This is a genomic window from Fulverythrobacter ferritrahens, assembly GCF_020539485.1.
Classification (GTDB): domain Bacteria; phylum Pseudomonadota; class Alphaproteobacteria; order Sphingomonadales; family Sphingomonadaceae; genus Andeanibacterium; species Andeanibacterium ferritrahens.
The window spans coordinates 1,334,851-1,358,585 of the sequence record NZ_JACDXU010000001.1 but is presented as its reverse complement, the minus strand read 5'-3'; the positions used below and the strand labels follow the sequence as shown (position 1 = coordinate 1,358,585).

Annotated in this window: 31 protein-coding genes; 11 read left to right on the top strand and 20 right to left on the bottom strand. The window is 62.9% G+C overall.

Features of this window, described 5'->3' with window-relative positions:
- Nucleotides 1-74: 74 nt before the first annotated feature.
- Both H0274_RS06635 and H0274_RS06630 read left to right on the top strand, forming a co-directional pair.
- Nucleotides 75-269 carry a hypothetical protein gene (locus H0274_RS06635; protein WP_226794124.1) on the top strand — a complete coding sequence of 65 codons (195 nt, stop codon included), beginning with the start codon at nt 75-77 and terminating at the stop codon, nt 267-269.
- 67 nt (nt 270-336) lie between these two features.
- Complete coding sequence (locus H0274_RS06630) at nt 337-1,356, top strand: fatty acid desaturase (RefSeq protein ID WP_226794123.1); 1,020 nt, start codon at nt 337-339, stop codon at nt 1,354-1,356.
- Nucleotides 1,357-1,400: 44 nt separating this feature from the next.
- Here H0274_RS06630 and thiL read toward each other — a convergent pair whose 3' ends face one another.
- Nucleotides 1,401-2,276, bottom strand: a complete 876-nt coding sequence (gene thiL / locus H0274_RS06625; RefSeq protein WP_226794122.1) for a thiamine-phosphate kinase — start codon at nt 2,274-2,276, stop codon at nt 1,401-1,403.
- Nucleotides 2,277-2,345: 69 nt separating this feature from the next.
- On the opposite strand from thiL, the gene H0274_RS06620 reads away from it, so the two are divergent.
- Complete coding sequence (locus H0274_RS06620) at nt 2,346-3,179, top strand: S1/P1 nuclease (RefSeq protein WP_226794121.1); 834 nt, start codon at nt 2,346-2,348, stop codon at nt 3,177-3,179.
- Between the two features lie 718 nt (nt 3,180-3,897).
- On the opposite strand, the gene nusB is transcribed toward H0274_RS06620, so the two are convergent.
- The 3 genes from nusB to hisG are packed head-to-tail and all read right to left on the bottom strand — an operon-like array spanning nt 3,898 to nt 6,286.
- Nucleotides 3,898-4,350 carry a transcription antitermination factor NusB gene (gene nusB / locus H0274_RS06615; protein WP_226794120.1) on the bottom strand — a complete coding sequence of 151 codons (453 nt, stop codon included), beginning with the start codon at nt 4,348-4,350 and terminating at the stop codon, nt 3,898-3,900.
- Entirely contained in the window at nt 4,347-5,633 is a 1,287-nt protein-coding gene (gene hisD, locus H0274_RS06610; RefSeq protein ID WP_226794119.1) for a histidinol dehydrogenase, read from the bottom strand. The genes nusB and hisD overlap by 4 nt, the downstream gene beginning before the upstream one ends.
- Nucleotides 5,633-6,286 (bottom strand): ATP phosphoribosyltransferase, encoded by a 654-nt coding sequence (gene hisG, locus H0274_RS06605; protein WP_226794118.1) that lies wholly within the window; start codon nt 6,284-6,286, stop codon nt 5,633-5,635. The genes hisD and hisG overlap by 1 nt, the downstream gene beginning before the upstream one ends.
- A 35-nt stretch (nt 6,287-6,321) precedes the next feature.
- Here hisG and H0274_RS06600 point away from each other — a divergent pair, with 35 nt between their 5' ends.
- On the top strand, nt 6,322-7,413 hold the full coding sequence (locus H0274_RS06600) for a DUF2332 domain-containing protein (RefSeq protein WP_319018207.1): 1,092 nt from the start codon (nt 6,322-6,324) through the stop codon (nt 7,411-7,413).
- Nucleotides 7,414-7,479: 66 nt separating this feature from the next.
- Here H0274_RS06600 and H0274_RS06595 read toward each other — a convergent pair whose 3' ends face one another.
- Both H0274_RS06595 and H0274_RS06590 read right to left on the bottom strand, forming a co-directional pair.
- Nucleotides 7,480-8,373 (bottom strand): pirin family protein, encoded by an 894-nt coding sequence (locus H0274_RS06595; protein ID WP_226794117.1) that lies wholly within the window; start codon nt 8,371-8,373, stop codon nt 7,480-7,482.
- Nucleotides 8,370-8,648, bottom strand: coding sequence for a BolA family protein (locus H0274_RS06590; RefSeq protein ID WP_226794116.1), 279 nt, complete (start codon nt 8,646-8,648; stop codon nt 8,370-8,372). The genes H0274_RS06595 and H0274_RS06590 overlap by 4 nt, the downstream gene beginning before the upstream one ends.
- Before the next feature lie 225 nt (nt 8,649-8,873).
- Between H0274_RS06590 and H0274_RS06585 the strand changes: the two genes are divergently transcribed.
- Both H0274_RS06585 and H0274_RS06580 read left to right on the top strand, forming a co-directional pair.
- Complete coding sequence (locus H0274_RS06585; RefSeq protein WP_319018206.1) at nt 8,874-9,317, top strand: J domain-containing protein; 444 nt, start codon at nt 8,874-8,876, stop codon at nt 9,315-9,317.
- A gap of 214 nt (nt 9,318-9,531) precedes the next feature.
- Nucleotides 9,532-10,113, top strand: a complete 582-nt coding sequence (locus H0274_RS06580; RefSeq protein ID WP_226794115.1) for a hypothetical protein — start codon at nt 9,532-9,534, stop codon at nt 10,111-10,113.
- Here the strand turns inward: H0274_RS06580 and H0274_RS06575 are convergent.
- Nucleotides 10,110-10,331, bottom strand: coding sequence for a DUF6471 domain-containing protein (locus tag H0274_RS06575; RefSeq protein ID WP_226794114.1), 222 nt, complete (start codon nt 10,329-10,331; stop codon nt 10,110-10,112). The two genes, H0274_RS06580 and H0274_RS06575, sit on opposite strands and share 4 nt — an antisense overlap.
- Nucleotides 10,324-10,461, bottom strand: a complete 138-nt coding sequence (locus H0274_RS06570) for a hypothetical protein (RefSeq protein ID WP_226794113.1) — start codon at nt 10,459-10,461, stop codon at nt 10,324-10,326. Before H0274_RS06570 ends, H0274_RS06575 begins: the two co-directional genes overlap by 8 nt.
- A 71-nt stretch (nt 10,462-10,532) precedes the next feature.
- Here H0274_RS06570 and H0274_RS06565 point away from each other — a divergent pair, with 71 nt between their 5' ends.
- Entirely contained in the window at nt 10,533-11,501 is a 969-nt protein-coding gene (locus H0274_RS06565; protein ID WP_226794463.1) for an IS1595 family transposase, read from the top strand.
- A 53-nt stretch (nt 11,502-11,554) separates the two neighbouring features.
- Complete coding sequence (locus H0274_RS06560; RefSeq protein WP_226794112.1) at nt 11,555-11,917, top strand: hypothetical protein; 363 nt, start codon at nt 11,555-11,557, stop codon at nt 11,915-11,917.
- Between the two features lie 29 nt (nt 11,918-11,946).
- Here the strand turns inward: H0274_RS06560 and H0274_RS06555 are convergent, their stop codons facing one another.
- From H0274_RS06555 to H0274_RS06515, 9 genes are all read right to left on the bottom strand, one after another.
- The gene (locus H0274_RS06555; RefSeq protein ID WP_226794111.1) at nt 11,947-12,384 is read right to left on the bottom strand and encodes a hypothetical protein; all 438 of its coding nucleotides are present in this window, start codon (nt 12,382-12,384) and stop codon (nt 11,947-11,949) included.
- A 591-nt stretch (nt 12,385-12,975) separates the two neighbouring features.
- Nucleotides 12,976-13,599, bottom strand: coding sequence for a glutathione S-transferase family protein (locus tag H0274_RS06550; RefSeq protein WP_226794110.1), 624 nt, complete (start codon nt 13,597-13,599; stop codon nt 12,976-12,978).
- Nucleotides 13,600-13,652: 53 nt separating this feature from the next.
- A complete protein-coding gene (locus H0274_RS06545; RefSeq protein ID WP_226794109.1) occupies nt 13,653-14,099 on the bottom strand; it encodes an SRPBCC domain-containing protein in 447 nt (148 codons plus the stop codon).
- Between the two features lie 27 nt (nt 14,100-14,126).
- Nucleotides 14,127-14,774, bottom strand: coding sequence for a glutathione S-transferase family protein (locus H0274_RS06540; RefSeq protein ID WP_226794108.1), 648 nt, complete (start codon nt 14,772-14,774; stop codon nt 14,127-14,129).
- A 5-nt stretch (nt 14,775-14,779) separates the two neighbouring features.
- The gene (locus H0274_RS06535; RefSeq protein ID WP_226794107.1) at nt 14,780-15,259 is read right to left on the bottom strand and encodes a VOC family protein; all 480 of its coding nucleotides are present in this window, start codon (nt 15,257-15,259) and stop codon (nt 14,780-14,782) included.
- Nucleotides 15,260-15,261: 2 nt separating this feature from the next.
- Nucleotides 15,262-16,062, bottom strand: coding sequence for a VOC family protein (locus tag H0274_RS06530; RefSeq protein ID WP_226794106.1), 801 nt, complete (start codon nt 16,060-16,062; stop codon nt 15,262-15,264).
- Entirely contained in the window at nt 16,059-16,418 is a 360-nt protein-coding gene (locus H0274_RS06525; RefSeq protein WP_226794105.1) for a DUF1428 domain-containing protein, read from the bottom strand. Before H0274_RS06525 ends, H0274_RS06530 begins: the two co-directional genes overlap by 4 nt.
- Nucleotides 16,419-16,422: 4 nt before the next feature.
- On the bottom strand, nt 16,423-16,827 hold the full coding sequence (locus H0274_RS06520) for a DoxX family protein (RefSeq protein WP_226794104.1): 405 nt from the start codon (nt 16,825-16,827) through the stop codon (nt 16,423-16,425).
- 26 nt (nt 16,828-16,853) lie between these two features.
- Nucleotides 16,854-17,267, bottom strand: a complete 414-nt coding sequence (locus H0274_RS06515) for a VOC family protein (protein ID WP_226794103.1) — start codon at nt 17,265-17,267, stop codon at nt 16,854-16,856.
- 69 nt (nt 17,268-17,336) lie between these two features.
- On the opposite strand from H0274_RS06515, the gene H0274_RS06510 reads away from it, so the two are divergent.
- Nucleotides 17,337-18,050 carry a winged helix-turn-helix transcriptional regulator gene (locus H0274_RS06510; protein WP_226794102.1) on the top strand — a complete coding sequence of 238 codons (714 nt, stop codon included), beginning with the start codon at nt 17,337-17,339 and terminating at the stop codon, nt 18,048-18,050.
- Between the two features lie 4 nt (nt 18,051-18,054).
- Here the strand turns inward: H0274_RS06510 and H0274_RS06505 are convergent, their stop codons facing one another.
- Nucleotides 18,055-18,696: a glutathione S-transferase family protein gene (locus H0274_RS06505; RefSeq protein WP_226794101.1), complete on the bottom strand. Its 642-nt coding sequence runs from the start codon at nt 18,694-18,696 to the stop codon at nt 18,055-18,057.
- Nucleotides 18,697-18,785: 89 nt separating this feature from the next.
- Between H0274_RS06505 and cobS the strand changes: the two genes are divergently transcribed.
- Together cobS and H0274_RS06495 are read left to right on the top strand one after the other, a co-directional pair.
- On the top strand, nt 18,786-19,778 hold the full coding sequence (gene cobS, locus H0274_RS06500; RefSeq protein WP_226794100.1) for a cobaltochelatase subunit CobS: 993 nt from the start codon (nt 18,786-18,788) through the stop codon (nt 19,776-19,778).
- 91 nt (nt 19,779-19,869) lie between these two features.
- A complete protein-coding gene (locus H0274_RS06495) occupies nt 19,870-22,047 on the top strand; it encodes a transglycosylase domain-containing protein (protein ID WP_226794099.1) in 2,178 nt (725 codons plus the stop codon).
- Nucleotides 22,048-22,056: 9 nt separating this feature from the next.
- Here H0274_RS06495 and truA read toward each other — a convergent pair whose 3' ends face one another.
- The gene (gene truA, locus H0274_RS06490) at nt 22,057-22,806 is read right to left on the bottom strand and encodes a tRNA pseudouridine(38-40) synthase TruA (RefSeq protein WP_226794098.1); all 750 of its coding nucleotides are present in this window, start codon (nt 22,804-22,806) and stop codon (nt 22,057-22,059) included.
- Nucleotides 22,806-23,723 (bottom strand): methionyl-tRNA formyltransferase, encoded by a 918-nt coding sequence (gene fmt / locus H0274_RS06485; protein WP_226794097.1) that lies wholly within the window; start codon nt 23,721-23,723, stop codon nt 22,806-22,808. The genes truA and fmt overlap by 1 nt, the downstream gene beginning before the upstream one ends.
- Nucleotides 23,724-23,735 lie beyond the last annotated feature (12 nt).

Sequence of the window (23,735 nt, the reverse complement as noted above, 5' to 3'; positions counted from 1 at the left end):
GCGAATACCTCATGAATATTACGTAGAACCCAAGAAAACTTGCGCCTTCTAATGGTTTATGCGAGGTTAATGTCATGACCGAAGCCATTCGCAAGCTGTTCGCCGTGATGCCGTTCCTGTTCGGCATCGGTTTCATCGCGCCGCTTACCGCGCAGCTCATGGCCTATTGGGGCGTCGATGCGCCCCTGGGCCTGAGCCGGATCACCTTCGGACTGATCTTCGGCGGGGCATGGGGGCTCTACGCCAATATCAAGGGGCGTTGGTTGTGAGAGCGCTTGGGGCTGTGAAAGGGCTTGGGGCTGTGAGGGCGCTTGGGGCTGTGAAGGGGCTGGGGCTGTGACTGACGGACCGGTGAAGGAAGACAGCCTCGTCGAGGCGGAATTGCTCGTCGAGGCGGAAGTGATCGAGCGTAACTCGATCGAGGTTCCCGGCATTATTCCGGCAGAGGATGGCCCGGTAATCGGCCTTGCGGGCGACGATACGCTCGACAAGCATCTGCGCCGCGAAATGATGAAGGAAGAGCGGGCGATCGCCATGCAATTCCACGGCGGTGCCACATGGGTCTATGCCGCGCTGACCGTCACCTGCTTCGCGATCTGGGTCAGCCTCTTCCCGCTGGCCATTCTGGGTTACCTCGGCCCGGTCGGCCTGACGCTGGGCTTCCTCTTTTCGACCTTCTGCGCGGCCTATGGCTTCATCCCCAGCCATGAGGCGATGCATTCCAACATCTATCCGCGCGGCCACAAGCTCTATTGGGTCAACGAACTGACCGGGCATCTCTCCACGATCCCCATCGCGCTGGGCTTCGGTGTTGCGCGGCTGACCCATATGGAACACCACAAATATACCAACGATCCGCAGCTCGATCCGGATTATACGGACGGCGCGCCCAATTGGTGGCAGGCGATCCTGAAAACGTGGTGGAATCGTCAGCCCGGCGTGGAAGGATCGGTTCATCGCTACAAGAAGATGATGATCGACATGGACACGCCTGCCTCGCGCAAGGCGGCCATGCAAACCACGATTCTTCAGCTGGTTATGCTCGGTACTTTCTTCGGCATGGCATGGAGCGGCTATGCGATCGAAGTGGCGGTGCTGTGGTGGCTGCCGCGTCAGGTAGGCCTTTCGTGGATCCGTTACTGGCTCAGCTGGGCGCCGCATCATCCGCAGGAGCGTGGGCGCTACAAGAACACCAGGATCTTCCGGGCGCGGCTTGGTTATTGGGCTTCGATGGCGATGGAATATCACCTGATCCATCACCTCTATCCCGGCATTCCGAACCATCGCCAGAAGGAAGCCTATCATGCGCTGAAGGATGTGCTGCGCCGGCAAGGGGTGGACGTTTCAGCGCATTAAGGCGCGGTTTTCCGTCATTTTGAGGATTGGATGCGGCTGGAAAATCAGCCGTGTTCGTAACCCAGACCGTCCTCTTCGCTGAGCGGAACACCGTCCAGCAGGAGCGGGGCGCCCGCCTGTTCCAGCACCGTTCCCACGCGGAAAACCGCCAAGGGCAGCACTGTCACTGCCGGAGCGGTGAACAGCAATTCGTAATCGTCGCCCCAGCGCAAGGCTGCGCTCAAATGGGCGGAGGGGCAGGCCAGGGGAACAGAGGCGGTGTCGAGCGACATCGTCACGCCGCTGGCCCGGGCCATCCGCGCGGTATCCAGCAGCAAACCGTCGGAAACGTCCATCATGGCCGTCACATGCGGGGCGAGCGCCCGTCCTTCGGTCAGCCGCGCCATGGGGCGGCGATAGGCTGTGCTGTCTTCCCCCGTGCCATCGCGCAGGGCTTCGAAACCCGCCATGGCCGCGCCGACAGGGCCGGTGAGATAAAGCGCATCGCCGGGCCTCGCTCCCGAGCGGGAGGGGACGGGGCTGAAAGTCGCCCGGCCGATTGCGGTCAGTCCATCCGCGCGGGGCGGGCCGCCCGATGTCGTATCTCCGCCCAGCAGCGGCACGCCGTAATGGCCCAGCACCTCTTCCAACCCGCGCAGGAAGTCTGCATCGGCCGGCCCCAGCATATGGCCCAGCAGGACGCCCAGCGGCTCTGCGCCCTTCGCGGCAAGGTCTGACAGATTGGTGGCGACCAGTTTCCACGCCACATCGGCCCTGTCGGCGCCGGGCAGATAGTGAATCCCTTCCACCAGCATGTCATGGGTGAGGATCAGCGTTTCCGCGCCTACTTCCAGCACCGCGCAATCATCCTTCAGGTCGCGCGCGGCGGGATGCGTGGCAAGGGCGCGCAGCCGCTCGATAAAGGCCAGTTCGCGCGTCATGCGGTTGCCAGCGGCATGGCGGAGCGGCTAGCCGGATTATCAGGCCGCAATCGAGGAAATGCCCAGCTCATGATGCCTATCGCCAAATCCATCCTGTCCATCGCCGTGCCGGTTGCCGCGATGGCGCTCTCGTCGCCCGCCGCCGCCTGGGGCCCGATAGGGCATCGGGTAAGCGCCCAGATTGCAGAGCGCAACATCAGCGGAAAGGTCCGGGCGGAAATCGCGGGAATTCTGGGGGCGGAAACGCTGGCCGATGCCTCCACCTGGCCGGATGACGAACGCTCCAATCCCGATCCCTTCTGGCAGACGGAGGCATCGCCCTGGCATTATGTGACCCTGCCCGAAGGCAAACATGCCGCCGAACTGGCCCATCCGCCGGAAGGCGACGCTGCCACTGCGCTGGATCGTTTCGCGGCCGTGCTGCGCGATCGCAAGGCCAGCCGTGAAGATAGGCAGCGGGCCCTGCGGTTCATCGTCCACATAGTGGCGGACCTGCATCAGCCGCTCCATGCCGGAAACGACAGGGATCGCGGGGGCAACTGGTTCAACGTGCTGTGGTTTGACGAACCGCAGAACCTGCACTGGGTCTGGGACGAGGGCCTGATCCTGAAGCGCCAGCTCAGCTACAGCGAATATGCCGAAAGGCTGGAACGGCAGATGACGCCTGAGCAGGTGACCGGCTGGTGGAACAGCGACCCGGCGGTCTGGATCGACGAAAGCACTGCCCTGCGGGACCGGATCTATCCCGCCACGGGTGGCGAGTTGGGGGTGGGGACGCGGGAATCCCCCGTCAGCCTTTCCTGGCAATATGCCTGGCAATGGACCCCCGCGATGGAGCAGCGGCTGGAACAGTCCGGCGTGCGTCTGGCGGCCTATCTGGACAAGGTGCTGGGCTGGGAGTGAGGGTTTTATGTCTCCGCGTGAACCCAATTCTCTCTGACCTTGGGTACAGTGCTCGATATATTGTCATCCCGGACTTGTTCCGGGATCCAGCTGTTTTCCGTGCAGGAAGCGGGACCCCGGAACAAGTCCGGGGTGACGAGTAGCGTGATATTGGCACACCATCTTGACATTGAGAACCATTTGGGTTATATGGCCCAGCAGTGACGGGTTGCGGGGGCGGTAGCGCTTCGCTCCTCTCCCGCGCCGGGTCGGCGCTGTCTGCAGAGCCGGGCCTCATGGACAGGGTGGATGTCAACGCCCTGTCCGGCCCGCTGGACCAGCGCCCGCAACAGATGCGTGGCCGGATGATGTTTCGCCCCAGAGGAACATCTCCGCTCAAGGGAAGGCTCACTTGCGAGCCCTATGCCTTCCCCGCCATGCAACTCAGGGCCGAGCAGACAAGTTTGCCGCGATACTTCGCCTGCCATTCGCATATCAAACAACGCGCAATCGCACCGCTCGCCAGAGCGGGCGCCTGACAGTACCGGCCCGGCCCCGTCCGTCCTCGGTTGTCTCACTTCGGCGTTAGCCCGCATTCGCCAGCGGAGGATTGGGTGTGTCTGCGCTTCGCGTCATCCCGGCGAACGCCGGGATCGCTGTGAGCTTGGTGTCAAGAAGCCAGCGCTCCCGGATCAGGTCCGGGACGACGAGCGGCCCAGGAAACGGGCGGTATTTCGCCTTAGCTGCGCACCGCTTTCGCCACGGCGTCCAGCACGCCATTGACGAATTTCGCTTCGCGCGCATCGAAGAAGGCGTGGGCTACATCGACATATTCGCTGATCGCGCTGCCCAGCGGCACGTCCTGCCGGGCAAGCAGTTCATAGGCGCCGGCGCGCAGGATTTGCAGCATGGTCTTGTCCAGCCGCTCCAGCTTCCAGCCTTCAGCGAGGCGGGATTCGAGCAAACCGTCGATCTCTTCCTGCCGGGCAATCACGCCCGAGACGAGATCGTCGAAGAAGGCCACTTCCGCCTCGGCCAGCTGTTCCTCATCATCGTCCTGGGCGCGGCCAAGGCGGTGCTGGTGGAATTCGTCCAGCAGGCGGGGGAGGGCGATTTCCTCCATCTGGTGCTGATACAGTGCCTGCACGGCGGAAAGCCGGGCGGCGGAACGGGCTTGCGAACGGCCACTCATTTCAGTCTCAATTCCACGGATTTGGCATGGGCAGGCAGCCCTTCCATCTGGGCCAGCCGCACGGCTGCGGGGCCAATCTTCGCCAGAGCGGCATCGTCCAGCGCAATGAAGCTGGTGCGCTTCATGAAGTCCAGCACCGAAAGGCCGGAAGAAAAGCGCGCGCGCCGCCCGGTGGGCAACACGTGGTTCGGCCCGGCGACATAATCGCCCACCGCTTCCGGCGTCATCCGGCCCAGGAACACGCTGCCCGCATGGCGGATTTCGGCAAACAGGCTGTCAGGATCGTCCACCGCCAGCTCGATATGTTCGGCCGCCAGTGCATTGGCGAGGCGGGGAGCCTCGGCCAGATCGGCCACTTCCACGATCAGCCCATGCGCGGCCCAGCTGGCCTGCGCGGTCTTCTTCGTGGAGAGCATGGCGCTCTGCACATCAACCCGGTCTTCCACCTGGCTGGCAAAGGCCGGATCGTCGGTAATGAGGATCGACTGGGCGGCGGGATCGTGTTCGGCCTGGCTCAGCAGATCGGCCGCGATCCAGTCGGGATCGTTCTTGCCGTCGGCGATCACGAGGATTTCCGAAGGGCCCGCCACCATGTCGATGCCGACCACGCCGTAAAGCTGGCGCTTGGCTTCGGCCACCCAGGCATTGCCGGGGCCGGTCACCACATCCACCGGGCTGATCCGCTTCGTGCCATAGGCCAGCGCGGCAATGGCTTGAGCGCCGCCCACGGGCCAGACCTCGTCCACGCCCGCCAGATAGGCGGCGGCCAGAACCAGTTCGTTGACCTCGCCCTTGGGCGTGGGGGTGCAGACCACCAGCCGCTGGACACCGGCAACCTTGGCGGGAATGGCGTTCATCAGCAGGGAGGAGGGATAGGAGGCACGCCCGCCCGGAACATAGAGCCCGGCGGCATCGACCGCGCGCCATTTCGCACCCAGCCGCACGCCGGTATCGTCCGTATAGTCACGGTCCTGCGGCAGCTGGGCTTCGTGATAGGCGCGAATGCGGCTGGCGGCGAGTTCCAGCGCCTGGGGCAGGTCGCTATCCAGCGCCTCGAAGGCGGCCTTGCACCGTTCCGGCGCGATGCGCCAATCGCCTTCGGGCAGGGCGAAACCGTCAAAGCGCTGCGTATATTCCGCCAGCGCCTCATCCCCGCGCGCGCGCACTTCGTTGAGGATAGTGGCCACGGATTGCGCCACATCGCCGCCGCTCTCGCGCCGGTCCGCCACGATGCGGGCGAATTTCCGCTCGAAATCGGGATCGGAGGTCTTCAGGCGGATCATCAGGCGCGTCCTTCCGCCACGGCGCGGAACGCCTCGACCAGTTCGCCAAGGCGAGGATCGGTCTTCAGCGCGGCGCGGTTGACGATCAGGCGGGCGGAAACCGGCAGGATAGTGGTCGTTTCCACCAGCCCGTTTTCCTTCAGCGTGCGGCCGGTGGAAACAAGGTCCACGATCCGCTGCGACAGGCCAAGGCTGGGGGCGAGTTCCATCGCGCCGTTTAGCTTCACGCATTCGGCCTGAATGCCCTGCCGCTCGAAATAGCGGCTGGTGAGGTTGGGATATTTGGTGGCGATCCGCAAATGGCTGATCTTGCCCAGCGGCTCCAGCCCGGAATTCACCGGTTCCGCCACCGACAGGCGGCAATGGCCGATATCGAGATCGACCGGAGCGTAAAGATCGGGATAGTCGAATTCCTCGACCACGTCGGAGCCGACGATGCCCGCCTGGGCCGCCCCATGGGCGACAAACGTGGCGACATCGAACGCACGCACGCGGATGATCCGCATGTCGCCATTTTCGCAGGCGAAGCTGAGTGCGCGGTTGTCCTTGTCGTTGAAGGCTGCTTCGGGCACGACGCCGGCGCGTGCCATAACCGGCAGCGCTTCCTCAAGGATGCGGCCTTTGGGAACGGCAAAGGTAAGCGGTCTGGACATGGCGCGCGCCTTAAGGACACAGCGCGGAAAGGGCAATGGAAATGGCGGAAAGCGGTTCGGCGGAAAAACCGGTCATGGAGATCGCGAGCGTCGAACAGGCGCTGCAATGGCAGGCGGACCACACCGCGCGGGCCAATGCCCCTTGCACCAGCCGTGTGATCGTGGCGGAACGGGCGGTGCTCCGCACCGATACGGAAGTGGCCCGGCGGATGAACAACTGGCCCGGCCTGTCGCTGGAAGATGCCATGCCGCTGCGCATCGCGGGGGGCATCCACAATCTCTACCTGACGGGCGACGCGCCCGAGCTTGGTCCGATCTATGCGGGGGAACTGACCGATCAGGCCGAGATCGACCGGATCGTCTGCGCGCTGGTGGAGAAATTCGACGCGCGGCTCACCCCGTGGCTGGACGGGCCGCCGCAGACCAATGAGGCGGGACGCGCCAACAGCCTGATGGCCGGACTGCTGTGGCTGGCGCGGAAGCTTGGCCCGAAATTCGAGCTGAACGAGATCGGATCGAGCGCGGGCGTGAATACGATGATGGAACGCTATCGCTTCGATCTGGGCGGGGTGAGCGTGGGGCCGGTGGATTCCCCCATGCAGCTCAAGCCCGAATGGCGCGGGCCTCCGCCGCCTGATGCGCAGGTGGAGATCGTGGCGATCCGTGGCTCCGACATCGCGCCGGTGGATCTTTCCGACCGAGACGAGGCGCTGCGGCTGAAATCCTATGTCTGGCCAGACGCGACCGAGCGAATGGCGCGGATCGACGCGGCGATTGCCTTGGCTGCGCAGAAGAAGCCCGATCTGGTGAAGCTGGATGCGGGCGATTTCGTGACGGCGATGCTCGCCCGGCCGCAGCAGCAGGGCGTGACGCGTGTGCTCTATCATTCGGTGATGTGGCAATATCTGCCGCAGGAAACGCGGGCTGCGATCACGGCAGCGATGGAGGCGGCAGGCGCGCAGGCTGCGGCGGACAGGCCGCTCGCCTGGGTGCGGCTGGAAACCAACCGCGCCACCTTCGCCCATGAGCTGAATGTGAAATACTGGCCCGGATCGGGCGAAGAGTGGACGCTTCTGTCACAGGCCCATCCGCATGGGGCCTGGGTGGAGTGGTTCGGGAAGGATTGATCCCCGGGTCTTGCCCGCCGTATCAGCTGAACCACTCCGATAGCGTCGCGGGCGCCATCGCGGGGCTTACTCGCTGCGCGTCAGCGGCTGTTCGGGCAGGGGAATGAATTCCACTTCATCGCCCGGCACCTTGGGGAAGCGGCCTTCCTTCCAGTCGCGCTTGGCCTGTTCGATCCGCTCCCGGCTGGAACTGACGAAGTTCCACCAGACATGGCGCCGCGTGGCGAAGGCTTCCCCGCCCAGCAGCATCACACGGCCGCCGGTCTTGGAATCGAGCACCATTTCGGCGCCGGGGCGCAGCACGGCGAGTTCGTAGAGCTTGAGCGGCCGGCCATCCAGCGCCGCTTCCCCGCCAACCAGCATCACGGCGCGTTCATCGGCATCGGCCTCGATCGGGATGGCGCCGCTGGGACCGAGCAGGATTTCTGCATAGATCGTTTCGGCATAGGTGGTGGTGGGCGCCTTTTCCCCCCACAATTCGCCCATGATGACGCGGGCGGTGACGCATTGGTCCTCGATCACCGGCAGGTCGGCCACCGCCTCGAAAGCTGGCGGTATTTCTTCCTTGCCGTCGGGCAAGGCAAGCCAGGTTTGCATGCCGTAGAGTTTCGGGCCTGCTTCCCGTTCCGGGCCGGGGCTGCGCTCCGAATGGACTATGCCGCTGCCGGCGGTCATCAGGTTGACCTGTCCGGGCCGGATGATCGAATGGCTGCCCAGGCTGTCACGATGTTCGATCGCACCGGCATATTCGCCGCCGAACAGCCAGGTGACAGTGGCGAGGTTGATATGGGGATGCGGGCGGACATCCATCCCCCGGCCAATATCCAATTGTGCCGGGCCGAACTGGTCCACGAAGATGAACGGCCCCACCATCCGCCGTTCCTTTGCGGGGAGCACGCGGCGCACCTGAAAATCGCCCAGATCGTGAGAAATGGGAGTGATGGTGTCGATCACGTTCATGCCGTATCCCCTGGAGCAATGGCCTTGATGGCAAGGGCATGGACGCGTTCGCCCGGAATGTCACCCAATGCCCGGTTAACCATGCGCTGGCGTTCAAGGCGGCTTTTGCCGGCAAAGGCCGCGCTTTCGATCACCACGGTGAAGTGCGATTCGCCGCTGCCATCGTCGCCCGCATGGCCATGATGGCGGGCGGTATCGTTGATTACTTCCAGCCGGAGCGGGCTGAACGCCGCCTCCAGCAGGTTTTCCATTTCGCGCTGAACCGGACCGGCCATGAATTCTCCTGTGCTGGATTTCACCAGTGAAAGGGGCTTCCCTTATAGGGAATGAATGCCCATCCTAAAGGGGTGAAGCACGACAGGTTCAAGGGACGGTTTGAGGCACGGGGGCGCCGATGCGAAGCTCCAGGGTGCGGTGATGCAGGTGAATTCCGGGCGCCGGGCTCGCGTCCGTCGGGTTTCGACGGGCCGGGGCAGTGGCGCTGGTTCTGCCTGGATCACGTGCGCGAGTTCAATTCAGGCTATGACTGGTTCGAGGGGATGAGCGCCGAGGAAATCCTCGAAGCTCAGCATCCCGTTGCCGGCTGGCGGCGGGAAAGCCGTGCCTTTCAACCCGATGGCGGAGTGGGCGCCGTGCCGCGCTGGGCCGATTTCGACGATCCGCTGGAGGCCATCGGTATGCGAGCGGCGGATATTCGCCGCCGCGCCGCGGGGCGCCATGCCGAAGATCAGGCAAAAGCCCGCTTCACTCCGCGTGAGCGTGAGGCGCTGGGCGTGATGGGGCTGGAGCCGGATACGGACCGCGCGCACCTGCGCAAGCGTTACTCCCAATTGGTGCGGAAATATCACCCGGATCGCAACGGCGGCGACCGCAGCCAGGAAGCGCGGCTGGGCAGGGTGGTGGAAGCCTATCAGATATTGAGGAAGTCGAGCGCTCTGGCTTGAAGCCGCTTTTTAGGCGGCGTGGACAAATTCGGACATGAATGAGCGTCTGATATCTGGGATTACAGCTTGCGGCCTGAATGGCAGGAACGGGGCGGGGAATTGCCAGTCCCCAATTCGTCATTCCCGGCATTAGGTAGCAAGCGCAGAAGGCGCGTCGAAGCTAGGCATTTCTGCCGGACTCCACTTTTGGGGAGGGGTGAGGCAGAAGCGGGTGATGTTGCGCATTATCAAACTTGGCTGGAAGTCTCTGGGCTTTCTGATGTTCTTTCTAGGGCTGCTTTGGCTTCCAAAGGATGCTCTGGATTACGAGCAGGCGGCTCAGCCGTGGCGGGAGATGGCCGCCATGATTGACCAGAACACAGGACTTTGGATTTTCTCCGGGCTTTTGCTGGCCACGCTACTTTGGTCAGATGGGCGACGCATCCTCCAAGATCATCGTAAGCGCATAGCAGGCAAGACTTTGGCGGCGTTTATCGAAAATAGGACTCGCTTTACCATCCGCGAAGCTGCCTGTGTTGCGGTTGGGATTCACCCCTCCGAATACGAAGGCCATCTTGAAGCCCAGGGTGAGGCGAGCGAGATGCTGTATTACGCTCGTGAAGGCCTAATCCGGCCAGCGGTGATGACATCTCGTCAGTGGGAAGCGATGAAACGCGGACAAGAAATAGACGGGTATTTGCGCGCAGATATCACGCTGGATAGTTTCATCACGAAAGACGAACTCGAAACCTATATGCGACCGGGCTGGAAAACATGGCTACCAGTGCTGGATCAACAGAGGCGGGAACGCCACTAATCCAACCTAAGCGTTTCCACTCCAATCGCGCTCAGACATTGCAGTAGAAACGCGGCACTAAAGCCCCCCCGGCTGATCTTGTTCGCAAGGTTCCGCTCGTTTTCGTTTATGCCAAGCAGGGCCAGCTTCTCAGCCAGTTCCCGATAGCCGATATCCCGGCGCTTCAACTCTGCTTTAAGCAGGCCCTTTGCCCGCGCGGTCCAATCGATGTCAGCCATGCGCGGCGCTCCACAAGATCGCTCCAAAAAGCCCTGCAACGGTCAGCGTAAACAGCATGACCATAGCTGCGACTTCGCGCGTGGCCCGCTTCACGGCGTCATTCATCGTGTTGTCCATGGGCATCATCATAAACGATGTAATTCTCATTGACAACGGGACATGAAATCATCATATTCGATGTGTCAACACCGGATATGATGATGAAACGCAAAGGCCAACACTTCCTTCTCTCTGCCAAGGCTCGCACGATCAGCCTCAAGCAGGTTTACACCATGGGCGAGGACAAGGCCTATGAGATGTTCCGTTCCCTGCGCTGGCCGGAGACGGAAGGCGAGGCCGTGTGCCCGCGTTGCGGCTGTTGCGATGCCTATGACATTCCCACCCGCCGCAAGTTCCAGTGCAAGGCCTGCGGGCACCAGTTCTCGGTTACGAGCGGGACGATCTTTGCCGCGCGCAAACTGGCCTTCACCGATCTGCTGGCCGCTATCGTGCTGTTCGTGAACGGCGCGAAGGGCGTTTCCGCACTCCAGGTCAGCCGCGATCTGGATGTGCAATACAAGACTGCCTACGTCCTTTGCCATAAGCTGCGCGAGGCCATGGCGAAGGAGCAGGCCGACGCGATGCTCAAGGGTATCGTGGAAATCGACGGGGCCTATTTCGGCGGCCACGTCCGGCCTGAAAACCGCAAGGAGGATCGGAGGGACCGTCGCCTTGCCGTGAACCAGACCGGCAAGCGCCAGTGCGTTGTTGTGATGCGGGAACGTGGCGGAAAGGCCCTGCCGTTCATCGTGCGCCACGAAGGCGATGCCGTGCCTATCGTGCGTGACCGGGTTCATACACTCGCCACGGTTCATGCCGACGAGGCTTCAAGCTGGGATGATCTCCACGCGGGCTGGGATACGTGGCGCATCAATCACTCGCAGGCCTATTTCGAAGATGGCGCATGCACCAATCAGGCCGAAAGCTATTTCAGCCGCCTGCGCCGCATGGAAGTTGGGACGCACCACCATATCGCCGGGCCGTATCTCAATGCCTATGCCGGGGAAGCCGCTTGGCGCGAAGATCATCGCCGCCGCTCCAATGGCGATCAGGCGATGCTGGTTGCCGGGGCCGCTATGGCCTCGCGCCAGAGCCGCCGCTGGGCGGGCTACTGGCAGCGCGCCGCCTGACTCGACTCCCTACCTGTGACGCCATAGCCTACCGGGGGAATCGGGAGGCGGTGATGGCAAGTTTTCGCTTCAGAGCAGACGATATACCGGGGATTGGTGTCGAGCATGATGCAGGGGATGTGGTCATTGTCGCCCATCGTGACGATGGGGACGTTCTTGAACTCGCTTTTGCATCGGAAGAAATACCACACCTCTCGCTTTCGCTGACTGTGGCGTTAGCGGCTCTGAGCAATGGTATTTCGGTGGCAGAGTCTCGGATACCTCTTCTGATCGATTCCGTAGGAATTGCGGGAAGTTGCCCCAGCCTGGCTTTAGAAACCACGTTATCAACCGGCCTTCCGGTGACGTTTTCACTTCCAGAGGCCTTGGCTCGCGATCTTCGGGACAAGCTGAATTCCGCCCTTGGCGACGGCTGATAGACATACACACCTCCATTGAACTGAAACTACTGTCCGGCCCGCACCAGCGCCCACCGTCGCGGCCTTCCCTCAATTCGCACAACATCCCGGCCAACTCTCTTGGACAGAGCCTTGTTGAGCGGCCCGACGAGCGCCTTGATGGCGGACCTGCTGCTTCCACCCTCTGGATCGAACGCGGCGGCCCTCTCGGCTATCTCAAGCGAGGTTAGCGGCGCGTCGGCGCTGCGCAGGATAGCGAGATAGATCCGTATCCCGACGCCGCGCCCTCGCCAGCGGCTATAGGCCCGTGACTGAACCGGGCGAATACCTGAAACATCTAGCCCGGCATCGAACAGCTTGATGGTTTCGGCCACATGGCTCGCCAATCTGCGGTGCCGCGCGGCTTCCGCCTCAAGGTGCTCTGCTTCCCCGATCAAACGGGCGTATTTGCGCCTAAGCGCGCTTATCGTGTGTTCGCCTGCCATGGCAATAACCTAGCGCGGGGTAGCGCGGCGCGGCAGGATGGTTTTTTCTGCTGTTGCTACCTAATGCCGGTCATTCCCGCGAAGGCGGGAATCCAGATCAACGGTTGCCGCTGGGTTCCCGCCTTCGCGAGAATGACGAAGGTAAGTGAGTAGTATCCTTATCCCAAGCCACCACGTCCGCTCATCCTGAGCTTGTCGAAGGACACGGGAAACCGTCAGCCCAATATCCCCTTGTTGGGCAAGCGCTAGCGCGTGTCCTTCGACAAGCTCAGGACGAGCGGAGGTAGGGGATGTCCGCAATGCGTCGTGTCCGGATTATCGGCTTTCGGTAGCCTTGGGGAAGCGGACCACCCTAACCCGTCATCCTGAACTTGTTTCAGGATCCATTTCTCCGGATCGCACGGCAGTTCTCTGGGATGGATGGATGCTGAAACAAGTTCAGCATGACGATAGTGCAATCGTCCGCAATGTTGTCGTGTCCGGAACGGCAGTTTCTAGGTCGAAATTCTGAAAAGCAGTTATGGAAGCTTAGGCTGCAATTTGTCCACGCCCTCTAGCTTTCTCCTATTCAGAGGAGGGCTAAGGCAAGGGTCAGCCCTGCGCCTGTCGTTCGGCGATCTGGGCGTAGTCGATAGCCTTTGCCGCCTTATAAGCGTCACGCGCGCGGAACCGTTCGACATAGGCAGTAAAGGCAGGCCGTTCCGGAAAAGTCCCGAACATCATGCCCCATTCTACCTGACTGCCGACATAGACATCCGCCATGGTGAAACGCTTGCCGCAGACGAAATCGGCTTCGGCCAGATGGCCTTCCAGCATGGCGAGCGCTGCATCGGTATCGCCCCAGCCAACCGAGATGCGATCGCGCGCCTCTTTCGGCTCGTAGCCGTAGCGGCGCGCTGTGACGCCCTGTTCGATCGGGCCTGCCGTGAAGAACAGCCAGCGAAAATAATCCGCGCGTTCTTCTTCCCGGGGCGCAAGGTCATCCGCGGCGAGATAGGCGCAGATCGCGGCGGCCTCGGAAATCACCCGGTCTCCACCGGGCGTATGATGGATCACTGTCGGAACCTTGCCGAGCGGGTTTGCCGCCAGCAGTTCGGCGGGCTTGGCGTCCCACTCCACTATCACTTCGTCATAGCTCGCCCCTGCCTCATGCAGGGCCCAGCGGGCGATCTGCCCGCGCGACATGGGGTTAGTGAAAAAGGTGAAGTCAGCCATGCCCTAATCTCCTGCTGTAGATCTGGAACATAAATGGAACAAATGGCGCAAAGTCAAGCCTGCTCGCACAGTTCCTTCAGCTGTTCCGCTGCGGCCATCCAGCCCGGAGTGAAGCCCATTTCCTCGTGGTTCCTGCGGGCTACTTCGCTCCAGTGCTTGGCGCGGGCAGTATAGCGGGTGCCGTCGCCTTCGGGCTCGATTTCCCAGAAACCGACCATGAAGGGGCCGGACGGATCGAAATCCTCGCCCCTGAAGGCATCCGTGCTCACGAAGCGGCGGCCTTCCTCCCAAGCGAGGAAAATGCCTTCATTGGGCATGACTTCGCCATCGGGCCCATACATGGTCATGGCGCAGCGTCCGCCCGCGCGGCGATCCTGATGATCGACCTCCACGCGCCAGGGCCTGGGGCACCACCATTCCTCCATGCGGTTGGCAAGCACATCCCAGACCTTTTCCGGCGGAGCAGCGATGAAACAGCTAACTTTCAGTTCGTTGGACATCTGTGTGCTTCCTCTCTCCAGTCCCGGTCAGTCGCGGTCGGGCGCGCCGGGCGGGAACCATGGACGGAATGGCCGCGCATCCTCCACGCAGCGGCTGACTTCCGGCAGCGCAAGCAACTCGGCCCGCAAGGCCGCGAGGCGCGGGGCTGTGGCGGGGATGGGTTCGATCCAGTCCGCATAGAACAGCGAAGGGGCCGCCGCGCAGCTCACCAGTGAGACATGCGCGGGCAGGGCATTTTCCGCCAGCCAGCTTTCCAGCCAGCGATAGGCGCGGCGCAGGCCGGCTTTGCCAGCCTCGATCTCTGCCTGATCGGGTGCCGCCATATTGGCGAGAAAGGCATTCACCACGCGCTGGCCGCTGCCCATTACGTAATTGTCGAACACCCGGTCCAGCATGCGCGCAATCGCAGCCTCGGCGGGATCTGCTGGAATCAGGCCGCTGGCGGGATATTTCAGTGCCAGATGTTCAACGATGGAGGTTGCTTCGATCACCGTAGTGTCGCCATCCACCAGCACGGGAAACTTCCCTGCCGGGTGGGATCGCGCGACGAAATCGCTGTGATCCGGCTCGTCCGGCCCGACTTCGCGGAACTCGAATCCCGCCCCCGTGGCATAGAGCGGGATCAGACCCTTCCACGTATAGGAGGAGAAGGGATGGCCATAGAGAGCCAGCATCGTGTCTACCCCGCTATCGCGGCTTCGATGGCCGCTATGTCGATCTTCTTCATGCCCATCATTGCCTGGAAGGCGCGGGCGCGGGCTGCTTCGTCAGGATGGGAGTGGGCCTGCATCAGCGCGCGCGGAGTGATCTGCCAGGAGAGGCCCCAGCGATCCTTGCACCAGCCGCACATGCTCTCCGCCCCGCCATTGCCGACAATGGCATTCCACAGACGGTCGGTCTCCTCCTGACTGTCGGTCAGCACCTGAATGGAAAACGCCTCGCTCTGCTTGAAGGCGGGGCCGCCATTGAGGCCGAGGCAGGGAATGCCTGCTACGGTGAACTCCACCATCAGCACGGCATCTTTCGGGGTGGAGGGATTGTCCGCCGGGGCCCTGTGTACTGCGCCCATGGAACTGCCCGGAATAGTCTCGGCATAAAAGCGGGCGGCATCTTCCGCCCCATTTTCGTACCAGATGCAGGCGAAAGCTTTGTTCTGCATGATCAGGCTCCCTTGCGCGGGCCGACGAAAGCCACTGCGGCACCGGCGGGATCGCGGGCCATAAAGATGAAATCGCGGCTGGGGACCTGATGAATATCCTGCGTTACCGTGCCGCCATGGGCCTGTGCGGCGGATTTTGCAGTGTCGATGTCTTCCACGCCAAAGAACAGCAGCCAGGCAGGCTTCTGCCCCTGGGGGATCATCGGATTAAAGGCGCCGATCTGCACGCCGTCGAATTCGATGAAGCGGTAATCGCCCGCCGGGCCCATCGGCATGGTCTGATCGGTCTTCCAGTCGAACAGGGCGGTGTAGAAGGTATTGGCGGCGGGCGCGTCGATGGTGTCGAGCTGCATCCAGCGGCAGTGGCCGGGCTTTTTCGCATCGAAGACATCGCTCGTCAGATCGACCTTGTCGGGCGGCGGGGCGGGGGTCATGATATAGAAGGGGGCGCCTTGCGGGTCGGCCAGCATGGCCATTCGCCCGGCACCCGGAACGGACTGGGCGCCCATCCACACGGTCGCTCCCAGTGCTTCGGCTCTGGGCAGCGCGGCGTCCACATCGGGGACATGGAAATAGGCGATCCAGCCGGGCTGGGCGCCGCCTTCCATCATCGCGGGCGTGAGCGACAGGACGCCGCCCTCATGGCCGCCATTGGCGCGGTGGATCATGCGATATTCCGCGCCATTGGGCATGATGTTGCCTTCCGGCGAGATCGTCCAGCCGGTGACCGCGCGATAGAACGGGGCCACCTTGGCCGGATCGGGCGTCATCAGCTCATACCAGATGGGGAAGCCGGCCATCATTTGGCCTCCTTGAACACCAGGGGCTCGAAGCCGCCGAAGACCATTCGTTTCCCGTCAAAGGGCATGGTTCCGCCGAATTCCTCCATGCGCGGATCGCTCATCATCTTTTCATGAGCGGCATCCGCCGTGGCCTTGTCGGGCCAGGTGACCCACGAGAAGACGACCTTCTCGCCTTCCTCCAGATTCACGGCCCGGCGGAAGTCAGTTACCTTGCCATCGGGAACGTCCACTTCCCACGCCTCTAGCTGCTGCAAGGCGCCGAGATCCTCTGCGATCTCCCAGAACTTCGCGGCGACATCGCGATAGGCATCCTTGTTTCCGGCCGGGACCGGCACGATAAATCCCTGGATATACATGGCTTCAGGCTCCTTCCTTTTTTGTGACGTCGATGGGAAACAGGGCTCTCAACCCCGGCATGCGCAGCCAGAGGCCGCCCCACATGAACAGGGAGAGGTAGATGCCGAACAATGTGTGGCTGAACAGCGGACTGCCGACGCGAATATGCGCTGCCATTGCGCCGCCGATCAGGGCGGTCATCAAAACGGCCCCCAGCACACTGGTGCGCGGAACCAGATAGAGCAGGACGAAGGCCAGTTCGAACCCGCCGATCAAGGCCACATAGCTGGTTGGCCAGCCAAGATCGCGCAGACTGGCTGCGGCAGCCTTCATCCCCAACAGCTTGGGTGCGATGGATGCGCCCAGCATGAACAGGGCGAACAAGCCGGTCAGCACCCAACCCGCTATCGTCATGCGTTTCTGGCTCATTGCAGTTCCTCCCCCGATCTGCTGGCTTAGCCTTCGCTGCCTGTCATAGCCGCCGGGTCCATCCAGAAGGCTTCCCAGACATGCCCGTCCGGATCGGCAAAGCTGCGGGAAACCATGAAGCCATGGTCCTGTTTCGGATTGACGTCCGCCGTGCCGCCCTGCGCTCCGGCGAGGTCTACAATGCGGTTCACTTCTTCCGTGCTGTCGAAATTGAGCGCCAGCATCACTTCGCTGGAGCCTTCGGGCGGGAAGGGGCGTTGAGTGAAGTTACGCCAATGCCCATGGCTCAACAGCATGACGAAGATTGTTTCCGACCACACCATGCAGGCGGCGTTCTCATCCGTGAATTGCGGATTATTCGGAAAGCCCAGCGCCTCATAGAAAGCCTGGGCGCGCGGCAGATCTGTCACCGGCAGGTTCACGAAAATCATCTTGCTCATGTCCAGCATTCTCCCCTTTGGCGAATCGCCATTGCCGAAGCATCATCTAGTGAGTTACTAAAAGCAACTATGAAGTCACTAAAAGAAACCAGTTCGTCGCAAGAGTGCCACGGCAAGTGGTATGGCGATGCCTGCGGCACGGCCTTCGCCATGGAAGTGGTGGGGGAACGCTGGTCGCTGCTCATCGTGCGCGAATTGCTGCTGGGCGGCAGGCGTTTCTCCGATCTGCGCCGGGTTTTGCCCGGCATCAGCGCCAAGGTTCTGACTGAACGGCTGGCCGGGCTGGAAGCGGCGGGCGTGCTGGTAAAACGTCTTCTGCCGCCGCCAGCCTCTACGCAGGTCTATGAATTGACCGAGTGGGGCTACACGATCGAGCCTGCGGTGCAGGAACTTGGGCGCTGGGCGGCACGATCTGTGCTGCATGATCCGATGCTGCCGCTATCGGCGGTATCGTTGATGATTTCGATGCGCACGATGCTGGACCGGGAAGGGGCGAAGGCTTTCGACGCCGTGGTCGGCTTCGATGTGGCAGGGGAAATGTTCGTCGCGGAATTACGCGATGGGGAACTGTCGATACGCCGCATCGATGCGCTGGACGCGCCCGTGATCTTTCGTGCGCAGGATGCCATGGCCGTTGCCGCGCTGCTCTATCCGAAAATCCCGATGGAAGTGCTGGAGGCAGAGGCTGGCCTGGTGGTGGAGGGAGATCGCGAGCTGGCGAAACGCTACGCAGCCCTGTTCTCCCTGCCGCCAAAGATCGGGGCGCCCGCAGGCGCCCCGTAACGGATCAGCCCCCCAGCGAGGCGAATACCGCCGCTTCCTGCTCGGCAGCGGCCTGCCAGGCATGACGGGCGCTCACGCGATCATACCAGTCGGCCAAAGCGGGGTAGCGCGAAGCGTCGAGCTGCCAGCCCGCGTAGCCCAGCGTCTTGACAGAGGATGCAACGGCAATGTCGCCCACGGAAAATTCACCGGCCAGCCAGCCGCCATTGCCGAGCACGCCTTCGAGATAGTCGAGCGGCTTGAGGATCGCTTCCTCGGCCGCGACGGCTGCTGCCTCGTCACCTTCCTTGCCGAAGACCTTGGGATAGAGGAACCGGTTGACCACGATCGGCGCGCCGGCCGGGATCAGGATGGTGTCCGCCACTTCATCGAACCACACGGCCTTGCCGCGCGTCTGGGCGTCGGCGGGAAGCAGGGCGGGGGTGGGATATTTGGCCTCAAGATAGGTGACGATCGCGGTGGAATCGGCCAGGCGGAAATCGCCGTCCTGAATCGCCGGAATCTTGCGGAAGGGGCTCGCCTGCAGGAACGCCTCGTCGGGCTGGTTGGGATTGGACGGGATCAGTTCCGCATCGATTCCCTTTTCCTTGGTGGCGACCAGCACCTTGCGAACGAAGGGTGAGAGGGGAAAACCGAAAATCTTCATGGATGTACTCTCCCGTAAGGCCGAATCTGGCCCATTACGGGGATTGCTTGTTGCAGCGACGCGCGTGCCCGTCTAGTCGATCCGGCGCGATGAACGAGATGACCAACAAGCACTCTGAGCCCACCGGAACCACCCGCCTCGCAGCACCTGACAAGGTGATCAGCGTACGCGAAGTCTTCGGGATCGATACGGACATGACCTGCCCCGCCTTCAGCGAGGCGGATGAGCGGGTGCCCGATCGGGATGACACCTATGTGTTTGATCCGGACACCACCCTCGCGATTCTGGCAGGCTTTGCCTATAATCGCCGCGTGATGGTGCAGGGCTATCACGGGACCGGCAAATCGACTCACATCGAACAGGTCGCCGCGCGCCTCAACTGGCCGTGCATCCGTATCAATCTTGACGCGCATATCAGCCGTATCGACCTGATCGGGCGCGATGCGATCGTGCTGCGCGATGGCCTGCAGGTTACCGAATTTCGCGAAGGCCTGTTGCCCTGGGCTTTGCAGCATCCGGTCGCTCTGGTGTTCGACGAATATGACGCCGGCCGCCCGGACGTGATGTTCGTGATCCAGCGCGTGCTGGAAACCGAAGGCAAGCTGACCCTGCTCGATCAGAACCGCGTGATCCGCCCGAACCCGAACTTCCGCCTGTTTGCTACGGCGAATACGGTGGGCCTTGGGGATACGAGCGGGCTCTATCACGGCACGCAGGCGATCAACCAGGGCCAGATGGACCGCTGGAATATCGTGGTTGCTCTGAACTACCTGCCGGAATCCACCGAACTGGACATCGTCTCGGCCAAGAACCCGGACATGGACAAGGATGTGATCGCAAAGATGATCCGCGTTGCCGGGTTGACCCGCCAAGGCTTCATCAATGGGGACATCTCCACCGTGATGAGCCCGCGCACCGTCATCACCTGGGCCCAGAACTCCGCGATCTTCAAGGATGTGGGCTTTGCCTTCCGCCTCAGCTTCCTCAACAAGTGTGACGAGGCGGAGCGGATGCTGGTGGCCGAATATTACCAGCGCGTCTTTGGCGTGGATCTGCCTGAAAGCGTCGTGGGCAAGGCGTGAGCCTGCTCCATGCCCTTCCTCACACGGGGAGGGGGCATGGTGTGCAAATCCTCTCGCCAAGGCTGTGTTGTTTCGCTAATACAGCGTTCCGATGGATTTACCTTCCCGTAAGCCGGGCGTGAAACGGCGCTGGTGGCCCTGGTCGCGCGAGCCGCGACCCGTGCAGCATATCTACTACGAGGAAGCACCGCATTCCGCGCTTTACGGGCTGGATGCGGATGACGACGACGTTCCGCCCGGCGCGCTAGGCGGGGGGCGGGTTATCGGGGGCGTCGAAACGCCTGCCGCGCCGCCGAAGAAGCTCCACACGCGCTGGTGGTGGATCAGGCGGGGCATGGCCGCCTTTGCGCTGTTGTTCGTGCTGCTGGTTGGCTGGCTGATGGTCACCGCCCCACTTTCCAAGTCGCTCCAGCCCATCGCTCCCCCGGAACTGACCCTGCTGGCCGCCGATGGCACGCCGATTGCCCGCAATGGCGCCGTGGTGGACAGGCCGGTGAAGGTGGCGGAATTGCCACCCCATGTGCCCCAGGCCTTCATCGCCATCGAGGACCGGCGTTTCTACGATCACTGGGGCGTCGATCCGCGCGGCATCGCCCGCGCGGCGTGGAGCAACCTGACGACCGGACGTACGCAGGGTGGCAGCACGATCACCCAGCAACTTGCCAAGTTCACCTTCCTGACGCCTGAGCAGAACCTCACCCGCAAGGCGCGCGAGGCGCTGATCGCCTTCTGGCTGGAGGCATGGCTGACCAAGGACGAGATACTGGAGCGTTATCTCTCCAATGCCTATTTTGGCGATAATGTGTATGGGCTGCGCGCGGCCTCGTTGCACTATTTCCACCGTCAGCCGGAAAAGCTGAAGCCGGAGCAGGCCGCCATGCTGGCCGGGCTGTTGCAGGCGCCGTCGCGCTATGCGCCGACCAGGAATTACAGGCTCGCCGAAGAGCGCATGCGGGTGGTGCTCCAGACCATGGTGGAGGCAGGTTTCCTTACGCAGGCTGAGGCCAAGGCCATGCGTTCCCCCCGCCTGGATGTGCGCGACGGGGGCGATGATCTGCCGACCGGCACCTATTTTGCCGATTGGGCACTGCCCGAGGCACGCAAGCTCACCGAGGCGGGCTATGGCGGGCAGACGATCACCACCACGCTCGATTCCCGCCTGCAGGCCGCTGCCCGCCGCGCGGTGAGCCGGGCAGGGCTGGGCAAGGCACAGGTGGCGCTGGTGGCTATGCGCCCCAATGGTGAAGTCGTCGCCATGATCGGGGGCAAGGATTACGAGGATTCCCCCTTCAACCGTGCCACTCAGGCACGGCGCCAGCCGGGTTCCACCTTCAAGCTGTTCGTCTATCTGGCTGCCCTGCGCGATGGCATGTCGCCTGACGATCGGATCGACAATTCGCCCATCGAAAGCGGCTCCTATCGTCCGGCCAATGCCAGCGGCACCTATTCGGACAGCATCACATTGAAGGATGCCTTTGCCCGTTCCAGCAATGTCGCCGCCGTGCGCCTGTTCGGGCAGCTGGGCAGCGAGAAGGTGATCGAAACCGCGCGTGACCTCGGCGTTACTTCCCCGCTGGCGGAAGGCGACCCCAGCCTGGCGCTCGGCACCTCCAGCATGACCTTGCTGGAACTGACGGCAGCCTATGCGGGCGTGGCGGGCAATGCCTTCCCGGTGAAACCGCGCGCGGTGAAAGCGGAGGAGGCGGGCTGGTTCGACTGGCTGTGGAATTCGCAGCAGCACCTTTCCTCCCGCGAGCAGGAAGGGATCGAGGAAATGCTGCGGGCCACGATCAATCGCGGCACCGGGCGCGCGGCGATGCTCAACGTGCCCAATTTCGGCAAGACCGGCACCAGCCAGGATAATCGCGACGCCCTGTTCGTTGGCTATGCCGGCGATCTGGTGGTCGGCGTGTGGGTCGGCAATGACGATAACACGCCGCTGGGCGGGGTGCACGGGGGCGGCTTGCCCGCGCGTATCTGGAAGGATTTCATCAGCCAGGCGCTCGGCCCCAAGGTGGTCCCCGCGAAGCGCAAGGCAACGCCTCAGCCCGATCCCTCCGGCCCGGTCCAGCCGCTCGATGTGCCGGAGGGTGCCGAGATTCCCATCGGTACGGATGGCACCAATCTGCGTGTCAAGCAGGGCGAGGCGGTGCTTTCCACACAAGTGAACGGCATGCCGGTGGATGTGCGGCTCACTAATGACGGTTTGACCGTAGCACCGGGCACGAGCGCGCCGCGAAGCTCGCCGTCCCCTGCACCTTCGCCCTAGAGAGCGGGGTCAGTCCTCGCCGGGATAGAAGGCGCGGACGAAATAGAGCCCGTCTGGCGGGGCATTGAGGCCCAGCGCCTGTCGTTCCCGAGCGGCAAGGGCCTGTGCCACCTGGTCCTCGCTCCATTGGCCCAGCCCCACCAGCGCCAGCGTGCCCACCATGGAGCGGACCTGATGATGCAGAAAACTGCGCGCGGCCGCCTCGATCAGCACCAGATCGCCCTCGCGGCGCACATCCAGCCGGTCGAGCGTCTTGACCGGATCCTTCGCCTGACAATGGACCGAGCGGAAGGTGGTGAAATCGTGCCGCCCCACCAGATTCTGCGCGGCCCGGTGCATCGCCTCCGCATCCAGCGGGCGGGCAACATGCCAGGCGCGGTTCTTCTCCAGCGTCAACGGTGCGCGCCGGTTGACGATGCGGTATAGATAGGACCGGCCGATACAGGAAAAGCGCGCGTGCCAGTCATCCGGGACCACCTTGCAGTCGATCACCGCGACCGGGGCCGGGCGCATCAGCGCGTTGAGTGCCTCCATCAGGCGGAAGGGTGTGAAGGGCTTGGCGATGTCCACATGGCTGCGCATGGCGAGTGCATGGACACCCGCATCGGTGCGTCCTGACGAATGGAGCGTGGCCGCTTCGCCAGTCACCTGCCGCACAGCCTCTTCCACGGTCTGCTGCACGCTGGGCCCATGCGCCTGCCGCTGGAGGCCCATGAAGGGCGTGCCGTCGAATTCGATGGTGAGAGCGTAACGGGTCATCAGCCGAGTTGGGTTCCGGCGGGAATGGGGAAGCCACGGAGGAGGTCGGCGGTGTTCATCGCGGGCTTGCCAGCCCGTTGTACGACTATCGGGCGAATGGCGCTGTCGCCGCAGCCAATGGTGAGTTGGTCATCGAGCGTCACCCCCGCTTCGGGGGAGTAATGAGAATTGGGGGCAAGTTCAGCCGCCAGCACCTTCACCCGTTCCCCATCGACCTCGAACCATGCGCCAGGTGCTGGCGCGAAGGCGCGTACTTGCCGGTCCACCTGCAGGGCGCCCTTGGTGAAATCGATCCGCGCCTCGGCCTTGTCGATCTTGGCGGCATAAGTGGCGAGGGCGTCGTCCTGTTCCTCGGGCGGGAAGGCAGGCAAATCGGCCAGTACTTCCACCATCAGCCCGGCGCCGCTTGCTGCCAGTTCGGAAGTCAGTTCGCCGGTAGTCCTGCGATCGACAGGCGTGGCCACTTTCGCCAGCATGGCGCCCGTGTCCAGCCCGGCGGCCATCTGCATGATGGTGATGCCGGTTTCCCCATCCCCTGCCAGAATAGCCCGCTGCACCGGGGCTGCTCCGCGCCAGCGCGGCAGGAGCGAGGCGTGGATGTTCAGGCAGCCATGTCGGGGCATATCCAGAACTGATTGCGGCAGGATCAGGCCATAGGCGGCAACCACGGCCACATCCGCATCCAGCGCGGCAAAGTCCGCCTGCGCCTGCGCGTCTTTCAGCGTCACGGGATGGCGCACCTCAATCCCCAGCGCCTCCGCCGCCTTGTGGACGGGCGTGGGCGTCAATTCCTTGCCTCGCCTGCCGCCGGGGCGGGGCGGCTGGGTATAGGCCGCCAGGATTTGATGCCCTGCCGCGTGCAGGGCTTGCAGGGCGGGCACGGCAAAGTCCGGCGTTCCCATGAAAATGATGCGCATAGCGGGCTATCG

Bases quoted from the DNA above. Each gene is read 5' to 3' on its own strand.
- H0274_RS06510 (WP_226794102.1), top strand. From the start codon at position 17,337: ATGAAGTCACTAAAAGAAACCAGTTCGTCGCAAGAGTGCCACGGCAAG.
- H0274_RS06560 (WP_226794112.1), top strand. From the start codon at position 11,555: ATGGCAAGTTTTCGCTTCAGAGCAGACGATATACCGGGGATTGGTGTC.
- H0274_RS06495 (WP_226794099.1), top strand. From the start codon at position 19,870: ATGGATTTACCTTCCCGTAAGCCGGGCGTGAAACGGCGCTGGTGGCCC.
- truA (WP_226794098.1), bottom strand. From the start codon at position 22,806: ATGACCCGTTACGCTCTCACCATCGAATTCGACGGCACGCCCTTCATG.
- H0274_RS06565 (WP_226794463.1), top strand. From the start codon at position 10,533: ATGAAACGCAAAGGCCAACACTTCCTTCTCTCTGCCAAGGCTCGCACG.
- hisG (WP_226794118.1), bottom strand. From the start codon at position 6,286: ATGTCCAGACCGCTTACCTTTGCCGTTCCCAAAGGCCGCATCCTTGAG.
- H0274_RS06555 (WP_226794111.1), bottom strand. From the start codon at position 12,384: ATGGCAGGCGAACACACGATAAGCGCGCTTAGGCGCAAATACGCCCGT.
- nusB (WP_226794120.1), bottom strand. From the start codon at position 4,350: ATGAGTGGCCGTTCGCAAGCCCGTTCCGCCGCCCGGCTTTCCGCCGTG.
- H0274_RS06520 (WP_226794104.1), bottom strand. From the start codon at position 16,827: ATGAGCCAGAAACGCATGACGATAGCGGGTTGGGTGCTGACCGGCTTG.
- H0274_RS06525 (WP_226794105.1), bottom strand. From the start codon at position 16,418: ATGTATATCCAGGGATTTATCGTGCCGGTCCCGGCCGGAAACAAGGAT.
- thiL (WP_226794122.1), bottom strand. From the start codon at position 2,276: ATGACGCGCGAACTGGCCTTTATCGAGCGGCTGCGCGCCCTTGCCACG.
- H0274_RS06635 (WP_226794124.1), top strand. From the start codon at position 75: ATGACCGAAGCCATTCGCAAGCTGTTCGCCGTGATGCCGTTCCTGTTC.
- fmt (WP_226794097.1), bottom strand. From the start codon at position 23,723: ATGCGCATCATTTTCATGGGAACGCCGGACTTTGCCGTGCCCGCCCTG.
- H0274_RS06550 (WP_226794110.1), bottom strand. From the start codon at position 13,599: ATGGCTGACTTCACCTTTTTCACTAACCCCATGTCGCGCGGGCAGATC.
- hisD (WP_226794119.1), bottom strand. From the start codon at position 5,633: ATGATCCGCCTGAAGACCTCCGATCCCGATTTCGAGCGGAAATTCGCC.
- H0274_RS06595 (WP_226794117.1), bottom strand. From the start codon at position 8,373: ATGAACGTGATCGACACCATCACTCCCATTTCTCACGATCTGGGCGAT.
- H0274_RS06515 (WP_226794103.1), bottom strand. From the start codon at position 17,267: ATGAGCAAGATGATTTTCGTGAACCTGCCGGTGACAGATCTGCCGCGC.
- H0274_RS06535 (WP_226794107.1), bottom strand. From the start codon at position 15,259: ATGCAGAACAAAGCTTTCGCCTGCATCTGGTACGAAAATGGGGCGGAA.
- cobS (WP_226794100.1), top strand. From the start codon at position 18,786: ATGAACGAGATGACCAACAAGCACTCTGAGCCCACCGGAACCACCCGC.
- H0274_RS06600 (WP_319018207.1), top strand. From the start codon at position 6,322: ATGGAAATGGCGGAAAGCGGTTCGGCGGAAAAACCGGTCATGGAGATC.
- H0274_RS06570 (WP_226794113.1), bottom strand. From the start codon at position 10,461: ATGATGATGCCCATGGACAACACGATGAATGACGCCGTGAAGCGGGCC.
- H0274_RS06530 (WP_226794106.1), bottom strand. From the start codon at position 16,062: ATGATGGCCGGCTTCCCCATCTGGTATGAGCTGATGACGCCCGATCCG.
- H0274_RS06505 (WP_226794101.1), bottom strand. From the start codon at position 18,696: ATGAAGATTTTCGGTTTTCCCCTCTCACCCTTCGTTCGCAAGGTGCTG.
- H0274_RS06620 (WP_226794121.1), top strand. From the start codon at position 2,346: ATGATGCCTATCGCCAAATCCATCCTGTCCATCGCCGTGCCGGTTGCC.
- H0274_RS06545 (WP_226794109.1), bottom strand. From the start codon at position 14,099: ATGTCCAACGAACTGAAAGTTAGCTGTTTCATCGCTGCTCCGCCGGAA.
- H0274_RS06575 (WP_226794114.1), bottom strand. From the start codon at position 10,331: ATGGCTGACATCGATTGGACCGCGCGGGCAAAGGGCCTGCTTAAAGCA.
- H0274_RS06540 (WP_226794108.1), bottom strand. From the start codon at position 14,774: ATGCTGGCTCTCTATGGCCATCCCTTCTCCTCCTATACGTGGAAGGGT.
- H0274_RS06590 (WP_226794116.1), bottom strand. From the start codon at position 8,648: ATGGCCGGTCCGGTTCAGCGCGAAATGGAAAACCTGCTGGAGGCGGCG.
- H0274_RS06580 (WP_226794115.1), top strand. From the start codon at position 9,532: ATGTTGCGCATTATCAAACTTGGCTGGAAGTCTCTGGGCTTTCTGATG.